The organism is Streptomyces sp. MGP-BFMKR1, assembly GCF_057766585.1.
In genome coordinates this window covers 7,905,096-7,924,538 of the sequence record NZ_CM173408.1, presented here as the reverse complement: position 1 = coordinate 7,924,538, position 19,443 = coordinate 7,905,096, and the positions used below count along the sequence as shown (strand labels likewise).

The window sequence follows — 19,443 nt, the reverse complement described above, 5'->3', positions numbered from 1 at the left end:
GCGGGGCACCCAGAAGCCACCGGGGGGCCTCAGCTCTCCGACCGCGAACACGGCGCGGACCGGGGTGTAGGTCGGCTGCCCGCAGGTCTGCGCCTCCATATCGCGCCGATATGCGGAGCAGTGCGGCGCCCCGCCACGGGTAGGGGCACGGCGCCCGCGGCCCGGCTGGGCGGCGTCGCGTGCGCGATCGAGCGCGTACGGGCCGTCCTCATCCTCCAGGAGCCGCAGGGCGTGGCCCAACGCCTCGCGGGCCTGCGTGGCGACGGGGCGACGAGCAGTCTGGTACGTGTCAACTGCTGCGCACCAAACACCCGTTGACGCTACGGATGCATCAGAGCCATGGGCTTCGCCGGACAGAGGTCGCGGCCCCGCTATGCGGGTTGGCGCCGTGCGCCTCCGCCGCTTCCGTTCAGGGGGATCAGCGTATCCAGGTGGGCACCCTTGACCCAAGATCCCAGCAGATCGCGGTGCAGAGCCACGATGTCCTGGCGCACCGCCAGCCCGAGGGCTGCCTTGGTGAACGTGCGACACGTGGTGACGAACAGGGCGACGTCCGCGCCGTGCTCAAGACGGGCCGTGCCGACGAACTTCTGCATGTCCTGCGAGGACACGCTGCGCTCGGGGGCGTACTTCTTGCACTGGATGACCAGTTTGCGACCGTCGGCGAGGTAGCCGATCACGTCGGCGCCCAGGTCGCCGCGCTTGCCGCTGACGACAACCTTCGTGCATCCGTCCCGACGGCACAGGTCGGCGACATAGTGCTCGAACTCCTGCCAGGTGAGCGCGTCGACCTCCGTCATGGACAGCTCCCGTGCCCTCGCTTCCTCCTGCGCCCGCCACTGCCGGTCCTGGCCGACCGTGCGCCGGTGCGCACGCAGGAGCCCCCAACCGGCGCCACTCACACCACAGACGACGAGCACGATCACCAGGACGGGCCACACCGCCGCCCAGTTCCCAGCAACCCAGACCGCAGCGATAAGCGCCGCCGCAGCGCCCCAGCCTTGCACCTGCCTGCGCGTGCGCTTCCTCATCCGTCTGCGCCGTCGTCGTGCTGCCACAGCTCCCCCACCCTCCTACGCCGTGATTCGCAGTGTGAAAGCCCTGCTCGGTCCCGACAAGAGGGCCTGACTGGTAACACGCCGGGCGCCACTGCGGGCCATCGGATCCGACTACGGATCGGGTACGAGACCGTCGGTGTCGGCGCGAGCTTCGGGGCGTCCCAAACACCGAAAGGCACTGGGTGCGTGGCCTGGCCGCCGGTGCTGGCTAGGGCGGCTTCCCGGGGCCGTCGCACACGGCTGCTCCCTCGCCCTGCTGGCGCCCACGGCCGCGGGCGCCGGACACGACCAGAATCGACAGGACCCGTTTACGCCCGACACGACCGGGCTCCGGCACGCGTCGGCACTCGGCCCGCTCACGGTTCCCGAACGACTCTGCGCACTCCGGCTGCTCCGAACATCCGGAAAACTGGCCTGATCCGCGCCGGGTGGTCGAGTGCATCTCGCCTGGCTCCACCAGTTCAGGGAATCCACGGCGGGCGGTGTCGGGCACCCGGGTTCTTTCACGAACCTGTCCGCGGCGGGAGTGCGGTACGCGTGGATAGCGCGTGCGGTAAGGGCACGGTGTGGGTCGAGAATTGACCTCGCCGCACTGCTGTCACGCTCAGACAGTGACATGGCGGAGTAACCTCCCTCAGCGGCTTTCGTCCCGTACTGCGGCTGAGCACAACCTCCGCGTGCCAGAGCAAACGGATACTCATCACACGTAACACGGCCGGGACGCTCTCTCTCTTGGCCCGGGAGCACGCGCCGCCCAAGCCCAAGGTCGTCCCCCGCGCGAAACGAAAGGGCCGCCTGCCTACCGGCCTCCGCCGCACGGTTCCCTGGCCCCACTGGGTGGGCCGGAGCTCCGTGAAGCTCCGGTGAGAACCTCGTGGAAACCTCGCGCCCGGCGCCGCTTATGCTGCGTCGGATGATCACGCGAGGCCAGGGGGGGCGCGTCATGTTCGGCAAGCTGTTCGGTGGGAGTACGGAGAGACCGAGGGCCGCCCCGTACGCCCTTCCCGTCGCGCGCAGGCGGAGGAACGGCACGTACCCGTTGCACGCGCTCGGAGACACCCGGGTGCTGGCCCTGTTGGAGGCGGCCGGAGCGGGTGACTGGCCGGCGGTCAAGGCCGCGCTGGCCCCCTTCGACATCGGCCGTGACCACCACGTCCTGCGGGAACTGGCCGCCGTGGACGGCGTGCAGGACTGGATCGGCCGGGCCGTGGACGAGGACGAGGAGCACCGGGCGACGGCCCTGCTGATCTCCGGAGCGCGCCATATCGTCTGGGGTTGGCAGGCACGCACCACCAAGCTCGCCGTGGACGTCTCGCCGGAGCAGTGGCGGGTCTTCCACGACCGGCTCCGCATCGCCGAGGAGCAGTTGCTGGAGGCCATCGAGTTACGGCTGGAATGGGTCACGCCGTGGGTGCGCCTCCTCACCCTGGGGCGGGGCATGTCATTGGGCACAGACGTCAACAAGGCGTGGCTGGAAGGCGCCCTGAGCCGCGACCCGTTGGACCTGGAGGCCCATCTCGAGTGGCTCTCGCACCTGCTGCCCCGGTGGGGCGGTGCCCCCGGCGAAGCCCTGCCCTTCGCCCGCGCCGCGCTGGCCCGCGCTCCGCGGGGGCACCGTCTCGGTTGCGTGATCGCCATGGCGTACGTCAACGTCTGGGCCGACGCGGACCGCGCGGACTGTCTCGAAACACCCGAGATCCGCGCCGAGTTGCGCGCGGCGGCCGACCACAGCATCCTCGACCCCGCGTACGCGTTCGCCCCGGGCTGGCAGCACGACTTCAACCTCTTCGCCATGGCCCTGGTCATGGCCGAGGAGAACCACACGGTGCGCCGCGTCTTCCGCACGCTCGACGGCGCGTACACCGGTTGGCCCTGGAACCACCACCTCGCGAAGCCCGAGAAGGTGTTCGCCCGCTACCACCGCCGCGCCTGAGGGGTGCCGCAGGCAGTCCCGGCGCGGCTCGCTCACCCGCCGTCCGGCTCGTCCGCGTCGGAGTCCTCGCGCGTCACCGCGAGGACGCTGCCCGCGACGGCGATCACGGCGATGGCCAGGGCGATGCTGATCCCGCCCGTGGTGTCCCAGTACACGTCCTCCAGGCTGAGCAGCAGCGCCGCCTCGTCCACGACGAGGGCCAGCCCGACCCCGTAGGCGAGTCCCATCCAGGCGCGCGCCCGCGCCGAGCGTGCGACGAGGCCGGCGGCCCCCACCACCGCGAGCAGCAGGATGCCCCACACGTAGTGGTGGATGTGCACCCCGCCGGTCTGTACGTCACCGAGCCCGGCCACCTCGATGTGGATGAGCCAGGTCAGCAGGCGCATCCCGCCGAACGTGAGGGCGAAGCCCCACCAGGCCAGGACGAACCCGCGACGCTCGGAGGAGATGTCGGGCAGCAGCCGCAGCCAGGGCGAGGGGCCGGACGCCCGCGACGGTTTCACGCGTGTACCTCCGTGGTGAAGGATTCGATCCGCTCGGCGACGGCGTCCGGAGCGCTGTAGTGGGCCGCGTGCGCGGCTCCCGGGACCTCCACCGCGCGCCCGTCCACCACGGTGCGGGCCACGTGCCGCACCCAGGGGCCCGAGGCGATGGTGTCTCCCGTGCCTCGCAGAACCAGGGTCGGCGCGCTGACGCGGCGCAGATTGGCCTCGAAGGACGCGGCGGCGTCCCGCAGCGCGTACCGGAAGGAGCCGGCGATCCGCAGCGGGCCGGTGACCAGGTAGTCGCTCGCGGCCACGGCGAGGAGCGAGAGGGGCTCCCGTGGCGCGTCGGCGAGCAGTCGGCCGCACAGCCGCCAGCCCGACGTCCCCGGTTCGAGCGCGGGGCCGGTCAGCACCAGGCGGCGCACCAGGCCGGGCGCGCGGGCGGCGAGTGCCGCGGCCACCTGACAGCCGACCGAGTTGGCCACCACCAGGCTCGGGCCCAGGGCCAGGCGCCGGTGCCAGCGCGCCAGGTCAGCGGCGGCCCGCTCCGGACTGGAGGCACCGCGCGCGGCGGCCCGCGACCGCGCGTTGCCCGGCAGGTCCGGTACGAGCACCGTCCTCCCGCGCGCGGCCAGCCGCTCCGCGAGCGGCACGAAGTAGCGCCCCGAGAGCCCCAGCCCGTGCACCAGCAGCGTGGCGGGGGCGCCCGCGCGCGGCGCGGGTCCGAACCTCCGGGTGAAGATCCCGCCCAGTGTCTCCTGTTCCATGCCTCCACCCTCGCTCCTCGGAAGGCACCGATGGGCGCCAGGGGCGGGACGACACCGGCGGTTGCTCCTTCCGCGTCCGGCCCCGCCCGGCCGGTGCCGGTGCCCCGTCATGCCCGAGGCCCCCATTTCCGCGGGCGCGGGAGGGACTCGCCAGCGACAGCCCGGCGGCACCGGCGCCCCCGACAGCGATGTCCGACCACGCGTACGCGACGATTCCCTCCCGCGTCCCGGGAGCCGGCCGGTCTCGCTCCCCGCCGGCCGCGACGGGCGGGACGAGCGGCCGGATGTGCCGTCGATCCTTCGCCCTGCCTCATACGCCGCTCGCCGCGCCCACCCGGAGGCGCCGTGCAGCACCGAGCCGCGACGCACGGTCAGCGCGGCCCCAGTGGCGGCGTTCCCCTCGCGCATCGGGCGCGGGCCCACCCGCGCACACGAGGGGCGCTGCGCCCTCGCCCGCGTCGGCGGCGTGGGCAGGCGTACGGCGACGGCCCGCCGGGATAGCGGGCGCTGGCCGGCGGGCCGTCGTGTGGGAGGGGTTACCGCGTGCGGTACGCCTCCTGGATGGTCTGGCTCACCGTGTTGCCCTGCTTGTCGCTGGCGTGCGCCTTGAACGAGACGCTCTTGCCAGCGCCCGGGTTCTTCACGGTCACCTTGCCGCCGCTGACGGCCAGCTTCTTCCAGTGCGCGCCCTTGTCGTAACTGACGTACACCGCCAGCGACTTGAGGTTCTTGCCGGCGGCCGAGCCCTGCACCGTGACCGGGACCTTGAGCGTCGCGCCCGCCTTGGCGGTGCTGTCGGCCGCCAGGGTGGGGGTGAAGCGCACCACTGAGGCGGGCAGTCGCACCTGGTCGGTGGATTGCTGGGAGGAGAAGGTCCAGTCCCCGGTGACCCGGGTGGAGACGCCGGCGGCCTTGGTGCGGCTGACGCTGGTGCTGAGTCGGTACTTCGCCGGCCCGGCGGGCACCGTGAACGCCTCGTCACCGGTCAGCGGGTCGGTGTTGCTGCCGACCTTCTTGCCGTTGCGGTAGAGGGTGGTCCGCACGGTCTCGAACGTCGAGGTGCCGTAGTTGTTCGCACCGTCCGCCACGAGCGGGAGCGAGCCGTAGAGGTCGTCACCCTGGCGGAAGATGCCGTCCGTATCACTCAACCCCGGGCCGAACACGCCGGTGTTGAGGCGCTGGGCGTAGGACTTGCCCGGGGACAGGCGCAGTTCGTCGGTCACGTAGTAGGCGTCGTCCTCGCCCTGGGCGTCGAACTGTTGCAGGAGCAGCTGCCAGCGGGGGCCCTTGGCGTTGACGTACAGCGTCGAGGTGTGCGGCAGCTCGCCGCCGATGGGGGCGACCTCGCCTTGGTTCAGGTCGTTGAAGAGGGGGCTCACGGACAGGATGCCGGTCTTCTTCGGGGCCGAGGCACCCAGCGTGACCTTGATCCTGGCGAGGTCGGCGGGCTTGGCGTGTCGGACGAACCCGGTCGTCACCTTGGCGTGGGAAACGCCGTAGCTCAGGTAGTACGAGGGGTTGTCGCCGCCACCTCGGCGGAAGGCGCTGGTGAACTGTTGGAGCAGTGCACCAGCGGGGACGGCGGGGCCCCGGTGTGCGGTCCTGAGGCGCTTGAAGGAGTCCCCCATCCAGCCGACGCCGATACCCCACCCCTCGGCGACGACGGTGAGGTCCGCGTGGGCGTCCAGCGAGGCGGCCTTGCGGTCCGGGACCGTCAGGTCGACCGGCTTCGTGGTACGCGCGTCGAGCGTCACCGTGGACTGCTTGTCGACGACCAGCTTGGGTTGGACGATCCAGTCGGTGCTCCCGTCGGCTCCCTCGATCGAGCCATTGAGCACGTAGTGACCCTTGGGAAGGCGCAGCGTGGCGTCCTGGAGGGTCTCGCCGAGCCAGCCCTCGGCGAGACCGCTGGTCCCGACCAGGCCGCTACGGAAGGTCTGCGCGGGCTTGCCGTCCCGGCCCAGGTGCCGAAGGTCGACGTCGTAGGACTCGACCTCGCGATCCACGGTGGCGACGGTGTGCACCGCCTGCCGGCCGGCGGTCGCGGTCACCCGCGCGCTGTACGCGCCGTCAACGGTGCCGCCCAGCCGGGTGTCGGCGATGACGGACGTGCTCGCCGTGCCCTGGGCCGGCACGGTGAGCCGCTGGTCCGCCACGGTGAAGAAGCCGGCGGGGGCGGGCTTTCCGTCGGGGCCCGTACCGGTCAGCGCCACGTCCACGGTGACCGGCGTGCTGCCCAGGTTGCGGTAGGTCAGCTTCCCGCTCCGCGGCTTGTCGTCGTGGTGCGGCCACTGCTGCTGGCCGAGGGAGAGCGAGAGGGGCTCGGCGATCACCGTCTGGGTGATGGCCTGGCGCAGGTCGATGCGGCCGGTGCCCTGCTCGAAGGCGCCGTACGCGCCGGGAGTCGTGGAAGCGACCAGCGCGGCCTTGATCCGCTCACCGCTCCAGTCCGGGTGTTGCTGGGCCAGGATCGCCGCGGCGCCGGCGGCGTGCGGGGTGGACATGGAGGTGCCCGAGATGGCCACGTAACCGTCGGCGACCGGGGTGCCGTCGCCCGCGATGTCACTGCCGGGCGCCGCCGCGGCGCCGATGTCCACACCGGGCGCGGTCACGTCGGGCTTGACGGCGCCGTCACCGAGGCGGGGGCCCCTGCTGGAGAAGTCGGCCAGTTTGTCCGCCTTGTCCACGGCGCCCACGGTCAACGCGGCGTCCGCGCTGCCCGGGGAGCTGACGGTGCTGGAACCCAGCTCGCCCTCGTTGCCCGCGGCGATGACGAAGAGGACGCCGTGGTCGGCCGAGAGCTTGTTGACCGCGGTCTCCAGCGGGTCGAGGCCGGGCGCGTCGGCCCCGCCAAGGCTGAGGTTGACCACGTCGGCCTTCTCGGCCGCCGCCCACTCCAGGCCCGCGACGATCCCGGAGTCCTCGCCGAACCCCTCGTCGTTCAGTACCTTGCCGTCGAGGATCTTCGCACCGGAGGCAACGCCTCGATATTTGCCGCCGGACTTGGCGCCGGTGCCCGCCGCGATGGAGGCCACGTGCGTGCCGTGACCGATGCGGTCCTTGGTGTCGACGGCGTCGGTGAAGTTCTTCTCGGCGACCTGCTGGCCAGCCAGGTCCGGGTGTGTCTGGTCGACACCGGTGTCCAGCACGGCGATCTTGGTGCCCTTGCCGTCGTAACCGGCCTTCCACGCCGCGGGCGCGCCGATCTGCGGCACGCTCTTGTCGAGCGTGGCCTTGCGGATACCGTCCAGCCACACCTTCGCCACCCCGGGGGCGGCCGTACGGTGCGAGGTGCCGCGGGGCGCGTCGGTCAGCGCCTCCCAGGCGGCCGAGGCGTGCTCGGGCGAGGCCGTCACCGCGTCGGCGCCCAGCACCGGGAGCGAACGCCGCACCTTCGTGCCCTCGGCGGCCCGAAGCTTCGCCTTGGCGGCGGGCCGCTCGCCCTGGTAGGCCACGATGAGCCGCACCCCGGCACGCTGGCTGGCCACGTACTCCGGCCGGCTCAGCGTCGTCACGTCGAACAGTCGCCGGTCCACCGTGCCCCGGGAGATCAGGTGCCGGGCGTCACGCGGGATCACGTACGCGTGCCCGCCGCGCCGCTCCACCTGTACCGGGATGTGCTCGCGCCCCTCGGCCGGTTGGAAGGTCGCCGGGCGGCCCTTGGCGTCGACCGCGACCCGGTCACCGGTGACGAGGGTGACCCAGGTGCGGGCGGTTCCGGTGCGGTGGGTGTTCTCCACGCGTTGGGTGTCGGACGTGGCGGTGCGTGTTTCCTGGGTCGCGGCGGACGGGGTGGTCAGCCCCGCCACGAGCGCGGTGGCCGCGGTGACGGCCACGCCGGCGACCCGTAGTGCCTGTTTGCCTGTACGCAACTTTCCCCCAGTGAGGACAGTTCACGGGAAGGGCCTCATAGGCCCCCCGCATGCCGTGCATGCATGGGAAGTATGTGCCAACTCACCTTGCACATCGCTTGAGTTGGCAGGTACGTGAAGTGTCCGCGACGCGAGGCAACGCGACGGCGATGGTTCGCGTCAGGGGCGCCCGTGTCGTGTGCAGGCCGTCTACCGGGGAGGCGTCGAACACCACTGACTCGTGCTCGCGCTCCAGCAGCGCAAGCGGTTCCGGCCGTCAGCGTGTGACGTCCACGAAGATCGGGTTGGTGTAGAACCACGTGTCGAGCCACGGGTCACCCTTGCCGGGCTCGTGGGGAAGCGGGCCGTGGGGGTCGATCCTCGTGCCGAGGAAGCCCGCGCCGTGACGCTTGCCGTCGCTGCCGCGCAGCCGCAGGTAGAACGGGTGGTCAGCGCGCCCGACCGGGATGCGCAGGGTGTACGTACCGCGGCGGCCCAGTACGTCGGAGGTGTGGACGACCCGGGTGTCCGGGGCTCGCCAGTCGTCGCGGTCGGCGGCCGGTCCGCGGACCGCTCCGCGAATGACGTCGACGTGTTGCAGACGGGGCAGCACACCGTACGGGTTGCGGCGGGAGGCCGCGGTCACGGTCACGGTGAGGGTGAGCCGCTCGCCTCGCCGGGCCCGCAGCCGGCCGCCGAGGGTGGCACTGTTGCCGCGCTCGCCGCGCACCTTGACGTCGATGCCGTCGATGAGGTGGCCGTGGTCGACCCAGACCCGCCCGGCACGCAGCCCCTCCATCACGTGACGGTAGCCGTACCGGGTGACCCCCACGTGCGTGCGGCTGAACTGGCCGGGCCAGAAGTCGCCGCCGGGCTGCGGTTCGGTGGTGTTGTACGGGTCGGGGAGGCGGCCGGTGTTGTCGAAGTTCTGCCCGGGCTGCCAGTCACCGTTGACCCAGGTGTCCTGGGCGACGCGGTGGACGTCGGAGTTGGAGGTGATGGTGAAGAGCTTGCCCTCCGCCAGCATCGCGTCCCACATGCCGCCCACGGTCGCGGTCGCCCAGTCGAAGCCGCCGTAGGTGACGTACGCCTCGCGCGGATAGCCGGGCCAGGAGTCCGCGGAGGGCGAGTTGGTGTACTCGCCGCGGACGTTGGTGTCCGCGTGCCAGCCGGGGATCGCGCCTGCCTGGGCGCCGGGTGCGCCCTCCATGCCGATCATGATGTCAGGGGCGGCGTCGCGCCAGCCGCGCAGCTCGTGCGGGGAGTCGATGCCGAGCCGCATGGGGTGGTTGGCGAGGACCAGGACGTCGTCCACGTACCGGGTGCGACGTTGCTCGGCCAGCCACTTGAGGGCCTTGATCGCGTGCGCCTCGTTGCGCGGGGTGTCGGGGTGGTTCGGGCCGCCGGCCGTGTACCCGAGCAGCTTGCCGTCGAAGGCTTCCTCGAAGCGGGTGAGCAGGTCGACCTCGTGTCGGCCGGGCGGTGAGAAGACGGTGCAGTGTTCGGCACCGGGGATGTACCACTCAAGGCCCTGGAAGATCAGCATGCGCCTGTTCTCGGCACGGGCCCGCAGGATCTCGCGGTGCTCCCGCGCGGCACCGAACGTGGCGTGGCCGATGTTGCTGTGCTCGGTGAAGACCATCCAGTCGAGGCCGAACTTCCGCCCGGCCGAGGCTATGTGGGAGAACGTGTACTTGGCGTCGTGACTGTAGACGGTGTGGTTGTGGTGGTCTCCGACCAGGTAGACCAGGTTGGGGGCGTGGCCGTGCCCGCCGTGACCGTGGCCGGGGCCGTGATGACCGTGTCCCCCGCCCTGCCCGCGCCCGTGCCCGCGCCCGTGCCCGTCGGCCAGCGCGGGAAGGGGCAGCGAGGCGGCGGCGAACCCCGCCCCGAACAGGCCGGCGCGACGCATCAACCCTCGACGGCTGAGCCCCTGCGGGTCGAGCGATTCCGCGGGCACCTGGGGGTCGGCCCATTCGGGCACAGGGTGGGTCATGACGTGCGGTTCTCCGTCGCCTAGGAACATTTCGTGTGAAGAGGAGGATTTCTGGATCACGAAACGACCGGGTGAATCAGGGACGAATTTCGCGGATTCCCCCTGTGGAGTGCCGGTCACGGGGGGCGCTGGGTGCGTGGCTCGTGATCAGGGCATCACCACTGGTCACGACTGCCTGGAGCTCAACGGGTGCCGGGTGCCGGGGGCCGTCGGGGCACAGGCCAACCCTCGGAGGGCCCACTCTCCGGCGTGAGCCGACCCGGCGACTGTCGCCGAGGGCGGCGGGCAGGCCCGCGCCGACGACAGGTGGTTCCGGAGTGAAGCCCACTCCTCAACCACGGGCCCCAAGAGGCTTCAACAGCGTTGCGGGGAAGCCCGATAGCACCCCAACGCGGTGCGGAGAACCCCGCGGCATCTCGTGAGCCAGCGTCGGAGTAGTACATCGGCCGGGGCTCACCAACGCTCGCCCCACCCGGTTGGTGCGGTCCGCCGCCCGCACGCGGACTGTGCGCGCGACCTCGGCTGCGCCCGTACGCGAGCCGAGCCCTGTACGCGAACCACGGCGGTAGGCGGTACGAGAACTCTGGCGGGCTTCTCCAGGGCCCAAGCCCGGTCGGCACCAGCTCACGGCGCGTTGCCGGACCGGGGCCCGTCCGGCCTCAGACGACGAGCGACGGGCGGCGGATGGCGGGCGGCGATGGCAGGCGGCAGCCGAGGGAGATGGCGTGGCGCGCTCGCCCCGTGTTCAGCCGTTTGCGGCCTGGGCCGCCTTCTCCGCCTGCTCCGCTTTCTTCGCCTTCAGGCGGACGGCCTCGTTGCGGACCTCGGCCTGCGTGGCGCGCTCGCGCTCCAGCCACTCGGGCCGCTCTTCCTTCAGCGCGTCGATCTGCTGCGTGGTGAGGGGCTCGGTGACGCCGCCGCGGGCGAGGCCCGACACGGAGACGCCCAGCTTGGCCGCGACGACGGGGCGCGGGTGTGGGCCGTTCTGGCGCAGGTCGCTCAGCCACTGGGGCGGGTCGGCCTGGAGGGCGTTCAGCTCGGTGCGCGAGACCATGCCCTCCTGAAATTCGGCGGGGGTGGCCTCGAGGTACACACCCAGCTTCTTCGCCGCGGTGGCGGGCTTCATGGTCTGGCTCATGGATTAAGGGTAACGAGCCAATGAGCCAGCATTGACCACGAGGTCTCGGCGCCGGCCCTGCCCTCCGGTGGGTCGGTCGGTGACTACGGCCGGTAGTCTGGCGAGGTGACAGGCTCGGAAGACTCTCCCGCGTTCCGGCTCGCCTACGTACCCGGGGTGACGCCCTCGAAGTGGGTGCGCATCTGGAACGAGCGGCTGCCGCACATCCCCCTCACCCTCCACCAGGTGCCGGCCGCCGAGGTCTGCGAGGCCCTGCGGAGGGGCGAGGCCGACGCGGGGTTCGTTCGGCTTCCGGTGGACGGGGACGACCTCAGCGCGATCCCCCTCTACGAGGAGACGACGGTGGTCGTCATCCCCAAGGACCACCTCTTCGCGGCGGCCGACGAGGTGGCCGTGACCGACCTCGCCGAGGAAGTGGTGCTCCACCCGCTGGACGACACCCTGGCCTGGGAGCAGCCGCCGGGACGCCCTGCTGTCGGGCGCCCCGCCACGACCGCCGACGCCGTCGAACTGGTGGCGGCGGGCATCGGCGTACTGATCGTCCCGCAGTCCCTGGCCCGGCTGCACCACCGCAGGGATCTCACGTACCGCACGATCACGGACGTGCCCACCTCCCGCGTAGCGCTGTCCTGGCCCCAGGAGGCCACGACGGACCTGGTGGAGGACCTCATCGGCATCGTCCGCGGCCGTACCGTCAACAGCACCCGGGGCCGCCGAACCGAGCCCGAGCCGAAGGCGAAGCGCCCGGAGAAGGGCGGCACGCGACGGCAGCAGCCCGCCGGAGGCAGGGGCGCCGGCAGGACGGCGGGCAAGCCGTCCGCCAAGAACGCACGCCGCGGCTCCGGCGGCGCGAAGGGCGGCAAGCCCCGCCGCAGGCCGTAGCGCCTGCGGCGACCAGCGACCAGCGACCAGCGACCAGGGGGACGGTGAACGGCCGGCCCCTCTCTGTCGGGGAACCGACACCCGCGTCGCGATCCGGCCGGTCGAGGGCGGCCGGACGCGTCGGGACGGCCGGGCACCTGGCGTTTGAGGGCTTCTGCGGGCGGGAGGAGGGTGTCTGACCAAGGAGGTCACGCGTCAGGCGCCTTCGGGGCGCGCAGCTAGGCGGCGAGTCGAAATGCGCCCGTGCTCCTGGTATCTCCCGCTGGTACCCCACGACTGACATCGGGTGGCGAGTCAGGCGTTGTTCGCCGACACGTCGCGTGGTGGGTCGCCGCGTCGCCCCACTATCCGGATGACGGCACAGGCAAAGCTTCCGGGTGTTCCCGTCGCAGGGGGCGGGTGCGCGTCCAGTACGAGCGGGCGGCGATGGTCAGCGCCACCCCGTACACCGCGAACGCGGTCAGGCCGATCCAGGCGACCAGCAGCGCGTCGCCCGGGGAGTGGAAGTCGCCTTGCGGCATCGTCACCACGTCGGCCGTGGCCAGAGTCGCGTAGCCGACCCCGAGCACCCCGTACGGGGCCAGGGTGGCGGCGCCGATCAGGGCCGGGGTAAGGGGGAGCCAGCGCGGGACGCGCCGACCGCTCAGCCGCCACGTCCAGCGCGGGAAGACATGGCCCCACGGACGCACCAGGCCCCACAACAGGAAGACGCCGAGCGCGGCCAGCAGCACGGTGCCGTCCAAGCCCCAGGACTCCAGCGTGAGCCAGATGCCCGATGCGCCGTTGTGCTCGGAGACGGCGAGCATCTCCTCGCCGGACATCCCGGCGAACGTACCGCCGGTGCTCCAGGTCAGTTTCATCGCCGCGTACGGAAGGAAGGCGAGCGATCCGGCCCAGGAGACGAGTTGGACCGGGTGGGAGGCGGCGGAAGGAGGGGGCGCGACGGTCACTTCGGACGGGCGGCGCGCGGATCGGGCCGTGGCCGCGAGCAGCGGGACCCCCACCGCCGCCAGCGCGTGGTGCGTCGCGGCCACAGCGCTGTCCACCCCCTGGCCGAACGTCAGCGTGACGACGTCCATCAGCAGGCCGAACGCGGCGATCCCGGCCAGCAGACAGATCGCCCACAGCACCCACCGCAGCGCTGGTCGCATTCCCAGCCGCCCCACCGCGTGGCATGTCACCGCCGCGACCGACCCGACCACCACGACCACCCAGCCCAGCGCGGCGGGCCCCGGAGTCTGCCCCAGGTACAGCAGAGGCGTGCCCCTCAGCGCACAGACTAGGCCAAAGCCGGCATACCCCGCCGCCCAGAGCACGGCAGCCGGCCCCACCCAGCGCGGCCACCGCTGCCGCCACCCGCGCCCAGGGGCCTTCGTCGTCACTGCCGCACTGACCATGCGTTGACTCTCGCACCGACCATGGCGGCACGGCGTCACCCCGCGGAACGACCCCTGTCCCCCTGCCGGGTGACCAACCCGTACGCCCCAGGACGCATCACCGGCACGCGTCACCACTGGCCACGGGCTCGGCTGTTACCGCGGGTCTTCGAGCCCTGCCTCCCCCAGCCCCCGGGCCCCCGGGCACCCGGGCACCCGGGTGTACGGGTGAAGGCGTGGTCGGCGGGGGGCCCTCGTGCCCGCCCACGAGGCATCGGCCGCCGAGCGCACCGAGCGTCTCCGTGGGACGCGTGGAGGGGCCCTGGTGTCTGTGACACCAGGGCCCCGAAGGAACTGCTACACCATCTGCCGGCTCGGATACCGCGCCGGCCTTCTGTTTCCGCTGACCCGACGGGGAACCTGTCGGGGGCGCGGGGATCGCGGTTGCTTGACCGGAGACCACCTCACTATCGATGTCCTGCGGTACCCGGGCTCCAAGACTTCCGCCCGGGCGATCCTGATGGCGTCTGGCTCCTCCGTTCTTCCCTCGGTGATCAACTGCGTATCTGCTCCTGCCAACTGCTCGGTGGCCGGTGAAAGCACCACCCTTCGACAGCCAGCCCCGTCGCCCGTCCTGCGTCTGCTCTGGCTTGGAACCCCACTGCCGAACCTCCCGGTGCGCGCGCCCGCAGCCGACGCCTTCACCGAGGTGCTGCTCTCTGCATTCACTGCTGGGAACTGCCAACCGCACTGTTCGGATACCGCGGTACTGCTCATGGCGGCCCCTGATCACTGCGGGCCACCCGGTGCGGTCGCCAGTCCCGTCGCCGTTCCGCAACAACCCTGGCTTCGGAACTCCGCCACCGCACCGTCTTACCAACCACCGCCTGGCAGTTCGTCTCTGCCAGGCCCTGCTGACTTCCTTGGCTACGAGAAAAACCATAACCACACCACGAGGCAATGTCTACTCCAGCCAGCATAGATTTTCGTGCGCTCGGTGGTGAGGAAGTCGGTCTTGAGCGGTGACGCGGCAGGGTTGCCGGGCCTCAGGTCGGGCACAAGAACTGCCCAGGCGGAACGACCAGGCATGACGACGCAGAGACCAGAGGTGGCCTGATGGACACGATGAGCGTCACCGTCGTACCCGTCCGCTCGGCGACATTCATAGCCGGCGCACGTGAGAGCACCCGGGCCTTCCTCGCAGGGCTCACGGTCCCGGTCGCGACCGAGAACGCCGACGCCGTGATCCTGGTCGTCTCGGAACTCGTCACCAACGCCCTGCGCCACGGCGGCGGCACCTGCGTCCTGGAGCTGACCGCCCATCCGGACAGCATCGAGGTGGCCGTTCGCGACCCCAGCCCGCGGGCGCCACGCATGCGCATCCCCGACCTGAACGGTGGCACCGGAGGCTTCGGCTGGCCCATGGTCAACCGCCTCGCCCGCGCCATCTCGCTCTCCCCCACCGCGTCCGGCGGCAAGACCGTCAGCGCCCTCCTCCCCCGCGCGGCGCGCTGACGTGCCAGCGCAGGAGCCGCGCGACGCGTCGGTCACCACGCCCTGTCCGCGTACGACCCGAGCTGTCACGGTGGCGCTCGACGCCGATACGTGACCTGTGGGGTGTCTCAGCCTCAAGGTGTCTCAGGCGGCGCGGCTCCCGCAGCCGAGACGCGACGGGCGTCGCGACCACGTGCCGCGGCGGCCCCCGCTCATACGTGGCCGTTCAGGAACTCCCGCACCTCGGTGTGGGTCATCAGCCCCGTGCCGTGCGCCACCGCCTCCCCCTCCTTCAGCAGGACGTAGGACGGGGCGCCGGTGATCCCGTATCGCTCGGTCGCGGCCGGACAGCGCGTGATGTCGGCGCGGACGACCGTCAGGCGGCCCGCGTGGTCGTCGGCGATGGCGCCCACGACCAGGTCCATCTCCCGGCAGGGCTCGATGGCCTTGGGCCACGTCCCGGTGAAGTACGCGAGGACCGGAACCCTGCTCATCCCGAGGATGAAAGCGAACTCCGCGTCCTCGCGGGGGCGGTGGACCCGCTTCGCCATGGAAGCTCCTGACCTCGCGTTCCGGCATTCCCTCCCCATCATCCCTCGCGCGGTGGCCGGCCCGGCCCGGCCGGTCGCCCGGTCGCCTGCCGGAAGGGAGGCCCGGCTCCTGGGCCGCTCCCGGACGCGGTCGTGGGCTATCGGAGTACGCGTCAGTCGGCCCGGAGACCGACCGCCAGCGTCAGTTCGAGGACCCGCTGTGGCGACGCGAGATCCGGAAACAGCTCCCGCAGCTGCGCCATCCGGTACCGGACCGTCTGGGGATGGACGAACAGCGCCGCCGCCACCTCGTCCCGCCTGCCCTGGTGCAGCAGCCACTCCCGCAACGTCTCCTCCAACCGCCGCGCGGTCGCGACAGGCACGGTCCGCAGCGGTGCGAGGGCCCGGGCACGCAGGTCCGCGAACGCGTCCGCGTCGGCGCTCAGCACCAGCTCGGGCAGGTGGTCCTCGGTGTCGCGAATATCAGGGGAGAGGGAGCGCGCGTGTGCGGCTCGCGCGTACGAGGCGGACGCGCGGGTCCAGGGACGGGCCGGGCCGACCACGGCGGTGCGCTCGGTGAGCTGCCGCAGGAGGCGTGAGCGGTCGGCGTCGGGGACGAGCAGCACGCCGGTGGCGTCCGGCAGGTCGTCGAGGACGAGGGTGCTCGGGTCGAGCGCGCGGTAGGCGGGCCGGGTCTGGGCGGCGGGCAGCAGGACCGCGGTCAGCGAGACCGGAGGCTGCCACCCGGCCCGTTGCGCGGAGACCAGCAGCGCGTCCGGGCTCGCGCCGGCGAGGAGGTCGCGGGCCAGGTGTTCCAGGTGGCGCTCGTGGGCCCTGCCCTGGGCGGCCAGCTCGTCGGCGTGACCGGCGGCGCTCGCGGCGGAGAGCTCGTCGATGTAGGCGAAGGTCAGCTCCGCGAACTTGGCGACCTCGGCGGCGGGCAGGCCCGCGGGTACGGCACCCGCCGCCAGACACCGCCAGGCCACCCGGGCGCCGACGCGGTAGGCGCTGAGGAGGGCGTCCATCGAACGGCCGTCGCGCACCTCGCCACGGCCCAGCTCGTAGGCCGCGTCACCGGCGTCGCCGCCGGTGGCGTTCCCGCTCGCGAGGTCCAGGTAGTGTCCCAGGGCGGTGCGGACGGCTCCCCGGATGGTGCTGCCCATGTGCCCCGAAAGGGCGTTGGCGTAGGAAGGGACCTCGTCGATGATCGCCTGGACGACCTCGTCGGCGGTGGTCGTCAGCGCGGCCCGAAGTGCGGTGACCGTCGTCTCATCCAGGGCCAGTTCGCTGGCCCTCCGGAGTGCATGGCTCATGTTTTTGTTCCCTGCGAACAATTCAGCCGACCAGATTTACGTCCTACGGTCAGGACTTTACGCCCTGAGGCGCAGCAAGCTAGAGGGATGACGAGTGCAGCCCTCCGCAGCAGGGCGTGGAAACTGCTGGAGATGGTCACGACGCCGCTGGTGCCATCGGACTACCTCGACCTGGTCAGCCCGCTGCGCGCGGGCGCCGACCTGCGGGGGCGCATCGAGGCCGTGCGCCCCGAGACGCGTGACGCCGCGACCATCGTGATCAGGCCGGGACGGGGCTGGCGCGGCCACGTGGCCGGTCAGTACGTGCGGCTCGGGGTCGATGTCGACGGGGTACGCCTGTGGCGTGCCTACTCCATCACCTCGCCGACGAACCGCCAGGACGGCCGCGTCACGATCACCGTGAAGGCGATCCCGGACGGCAAGGTCAGCAACCACCTGGTCCGCAGGGCCAAGCCGGGCACGCTGATCCACCTCGACCAGCCGACCGGTGACTTCGTGCTGCCGCGGGCCAAACCCGCCAAGGTGCTCTACCTGACGGCCGGCAGCGGCATCACGCCCGTGATGGGGATGCTGCGCGACATCGAGTTCGACGACGTCGTCATGGTCCACTGCGCGCCTCAGCCGCGGGACGTGATCTTCCGCGACGAACTGCACCACCTGGTCGCGGACAGGAAGCTACGGCTCACCGAGGTGCACACCGACACGGACGGCATGCTCGACATCGCCCGTCTCGACGCACTCGTCCCCGACTGGACCGAGCGCGAGACCTGGGCGTGCGGGCCCGCCGGCCTGCTATACGCGGCCGAGAAGCACTGGGCCGACCACGGCGTTCCTGAGCGCCTGCACACCGAACGCTTCCGCCCCAGCATCGTCGCCGCCGGCGACGGCGGCGAGGTCACGTTCAGCACCACCGGCAAGGCCGTCAACGCGGACGGCGCCACGCCGTTGCTGGACGTCGGCGAGGAGGCCGGTGTGCTCATGCCCTCCGGGTGCCGCATGGGCATCTGCTTCGGCTGTGTCACGCCGCTCAGGTCGGGCGCCGTCCGCGACCTGCGTACCGGCGAGATCACCGAGGCCGAGCCGGGCGTCCTCATCCAGACCTGCGTGTCCGCCGCGGCGGGCTCCTGCAACATCGAACGGTAGGAACACCTTGACCGCCATCGACCCCACCGCCCACCTGACCGCGGAGCAGATCGAGGAGCTCGGGCGCGAGCTGGACGCGATCCGCGACGAGGTGATCGCCAGCCGCGGCGAGAAAGACGCCGCCTACATCCGCAAGGTCATCTCGGCGCAGCGCAAGCTCGAGTTGGCCAGCAGGGGCGTGCTGCTGTTCTCGCGCTTCCGGCCCGCGTGGCTGCTCGGCACCGCCGGTCTGTCCGTGGCGAAGATCATGGACAACATGGAGATCGGCCACAACGTCCTGCACGGTCAGTGGGACTGGATGCGCGACCCGAAGATCCACTCCACCACCTGGGAGTGGGACCACGTCTCGCCGTCCGACCAGTGGAAGCACTCGCACAACGAGCTGCACCACACGTACACCAACGTGATCGGCAAGGACAACGACCTCGGCTACGGCATCATGCGCGTCGACGAGGACCAGAAGTGGCACCCGTTGTACCTCGGCCAGCCGCTGTGGAACTTCGTCAACGCCTGCTTCTTCGAGTACGGCATCGCGGCGTACGACCTGGAACTCGGCAAGAACCTGAGCAAGCGCCGCCGCAAGAACCCGGAGTTCCGCGCGCGGGCCAGGGCCGTGGGCCGCAAGATCCGCAAGCAGGTGCTCAAGGACTACCTGATCCACCCGCTACTGTCGGGCCCGTCGTTCCTCCCCACGCTCGCCGCCACCTTCACCGCGAACCTGGTCCGCAACATCTGGTCCCACTCGGTGATCATGTGCGGGCACTTCCCCGAGGGCGTGCAGGTCTTCGAGCGCCGGTCGATCAAGGGCGAGACGCGCGGCCAGTGGTACCTGCGCCAGATGATGGGCTCGGCGAACATCAGCGGCAGCAAGGCCATGCACTTCATGACCGGCAACCTGTCGCACCAGATCGAGCATCACCTGTTCCCGGACCTGCCGAGCAACCGGTACGCCGAGGTCGCGGTGAAGGTGCGCGCGCTGTTCGAGAAGTACGAGCTGGAGTACGTCACCGGGCCGCTGCCCAAGCAGGTGTTCTCCGCGTGGCACAAGGTCTTCCGGCTCTCGCTGCCCAACAGGAAGCCCACGCTCAAGGCCCCGATCCGCGAGCGGGAGCTCGTCGCGGCCTGATTCCCGGTACGGGTCGGGCCTTGCGGCCGGCCGTACCGGCCGTCGAGCCCGCCCGGATGGGTGGGCTCGACGACTGACCCGTGCGGGGCCGGGTCAGCCGGTGATCTCGATGCGTCGGGGCTTGGACTGCTCCGCCTTGGGGACCTCGACGGTGAGGACACCGTCGGTGAGGTCGGCGGTGACGTGCTCCTCGTCGGTGGCCTGCGGCAGGGTGACCTGGTTCTCCCGGAACGGGTCCCACACCGGATCGCTCGGCTCGCGGGGGAGGACGAGGTAGCCACCTTCCGCACTCACGGACTCCGGGCGTTCGCTGGTCCGGCACACCCGGCAGCGGACCGCCAGCGCCCCCTC

Annotated in this window: 15 protein-coding genes; 5 read left to right on the top strand and 10 right to left on the bottom strand. The window is 71.5% G+C overall.

Annotated elements, in window-relative coordinates; translation table 11 throughout:
• Window positions 1–371 precede the first annotated feature (371 nt).
• Entirely contained in the window at window positions 372–1,031 is a 660-nt protein-coding gene (locus AC3CHW_RS31640; protein WP_488468752.1) for a restriction endonuclease, read from the bottom strand.
• 970 nt (window positions 1,032–2,001) lie between these two features.
• Between AC3CHW_RS31640 and AC3CHW_RS31635 the strand changes: the two genes are divergently transcribed.
• Window positions 2,002–2,991 carry a hypothetical protein gene (locus tag AC3CHW_RS31635; RefSeq protein WP_488471233.1) on the top strand — a complete coding sequence of 330 codons (990 nt, stop codon included), beginning with the start codon at window positions 2,002–2,004 and terminating at the stop codon, window positions 2,989–2,991.
• A gap of 32 nt (window positions 2,992–3,023) precedes the next feature.
• On the opposite strand, the gene AC3CHW_RS31630 is transcribed toward AC3CHW_RS31635, so the two are convergent.
• The 5 genes from AC3CHW_RS31630 to AC3CHW_RS31610 form a co-directional block, all read right to left on the bottom strand.
• On the bottom strand, window positions 3,024–3,494 hold the full coding sequence (locus tag AC3CHW_RS31630) for a hypothetical protein (RefSeq protein ID WP_488468751.1): 471 nt from the start codon (window positions 3,492–3,494) through the stop codon (window positions 3,024–3,026).
• Complete coding sequence (locus AC3CHW_RS31625; protein WP_488468750.1) at window positions 3,491–4,243, bottom strand: alpha/beta fold hydrolase; 753 nt, start codon at window positions 4,241–4,243, stop codon at window positions 3,491–3,493. Before AC3CHW_RS31625 ends, AC3CHW_RS31630 begins: the two co-directional genes overlap by 4 nt.
• A 536-nt stretch (window positions 4,244–4,779) precedes the next feature.
• Window positions 4,780–8,115: a S8 family serine peptidase gene (locus tag AC3CHW_RS31620; RefSeq protein WP_488468749.1), complete on the bottom strand. Its 3,336-nt coding sequence runs from the start codon at window positions 8,113–8,115 to the stop codon at window positions 4,780–4,782.
• A gap of 256 nt (window positions 8,116–8,371) precedes the next feature.
• A complete protein-coding gene (locus tag AC3CHW_RS31615; protein ID WP_488468748.1) occupies window positions 8,372–10,090 on the bottom strand; it encodes a PHP domain-containing protein in 1,719 nt (572 codons plus the stop codon).
• Between the two features lie 745 nt (window positions 10,091–10,835).
• Window positions 10,836–11,228, bottom strand: coding sequence for a DUF5997 family protein (locus tag AC3CHW_RS31610; protein WP_176160429.1), 393 nt, complete (start codon window positions 11,226–11,228; stop codon window positions 10,836–10,838).
• A 105-nt stretch (window positions 11,229–11,333) separates the two neighbouring features.
• Between AC3CHW_RS31610 and AC3CHW_RS31605 the strand changes: the two genes are divergently transcribed.
• Entirely contained in the window at window positions 11,334–12,110 is a 777-nt protein-coding gene (locus AC3CHW_RS31605; RefSeq protein WP_488468747.1) for a LysR family substrate-binding domain-containing protein, read from the top strand.
• A gap of 344 nt (window positions 12,111–12,454) precedes the next feature.
• Here the strand turns inward: AC3CHW_RS31605 and AC3CHW_RS31600 are convergent, their stop codons facing one another.
• Entirely contained in the window at window positions 12,455–13,261 is an 807-nt protein-coding gene (locus AC3CHW_RS31600) for a hypothetical protein (RefSeq protein ID WP_488468746.1), read from the bottom strand.
• A gap of 1,341 nt (window positions 13,262–14,602) precedes the next feature.
• Here AC3CHW_RS31600 and AC3CHW_RS31595 point away from each other — a divergent pair.
• Window positions 14,603–15,001, top strand: coding sequence for an ATP-binding protein (locus tag AC3CHW_RS31595; RefSeq protein ID WP_398610198.1), 399 nt, complete (start codon window positions 14,603–14,605; stop codon window positions 14,999–15,001).
• Between the two features lie 191 nt (window positions 15,002–15,192).
• Here AC3CHW_RS31595 and AC3CHW_RS31590 read toward each other — a convergent pair whose 3' ends face one another.
• Both AC3CHW_RS31590 and AC3CHW_RS31585 read right to left on the bottom strand, forming a co-directional pair.
• Window positions 15,193–15,531 carry a thioredoxin family protein gene (locus AC3CHW_RS31590; protein WP_488468745.1) on the bottom strand — a complete coding sequence of 113 codons (339 nt, stop codon included), beginning with the start codon at window positions 15,529–15,531 and terminating at the stop codon, window positions 15,193–15,195.
• Between the two features lie 152 nt (window positions 15,532–15,683).
• The gene (locus tag AC3CHW_RS31585; RefSeq protein ID WP_488468744.1) at window positions 15,684–16,823 is read right to left on the bottom strand and encodes a PucR-like N-terminal domain-containing protein; all 1,140 of its coding nucleotides are present in this window, start codon (window positions 16,821–16,823) and stop codon (window positions 15,684–15,686) included.
• Between the two features lie 87 nt (window positions 16,824–16,910).
• Between AC3CHW_RS31585 and AC3CHW_RS31580 the strand changes: the two genes are divergently transcribed.
• Both AC3CHW_RS31580 and AC3CHW_RS31575 read left to right on the top strand, forming a co-directional pair.
• Window positions 16,911–17,966, top strand: a complete 1,056-nt coding sequence (locus tag AC3CHW_RS31580; protein ID WP_488468743.1) for a ferredoxin reductase — start codon at window positions 16,911–16,913, stop codon at window positions 17,964–17,966.
• Window positions 17,967–17,973: 7 nt separating this feature from the next.
• Window positions 17,974–19,092, top strand: a complete 1,119-nt coding sequence (locus AC3CHW_RS31575) for a fatty acid desaturase family protein (protein WP_488468742.1) — start codon at window positions 17,974–17,976, stop codon at window positions 19,090–19,092.
• Window positions 19,093–19,185: 93 nt separating this feature from the next.
• Here the strand turns inward: AC3CHW_RS31575 and AC3CHW_RS31570 are convergent, their stop codons facing one another.
• On the bottom strand, window positions 19,186–19,386 hold the full coding sequence (locus AC3CHW_RS31570) for an Hsp20/alpha crystallin family protein (RefSeq protein ID WP_488468741.1): 201 nt from the start codon (window positions 19,384–19,386) through the stop codon (window positions 19,186–19,188).
• Window positions 19,387–19,443: the final 57 nt, after the last annotated feature.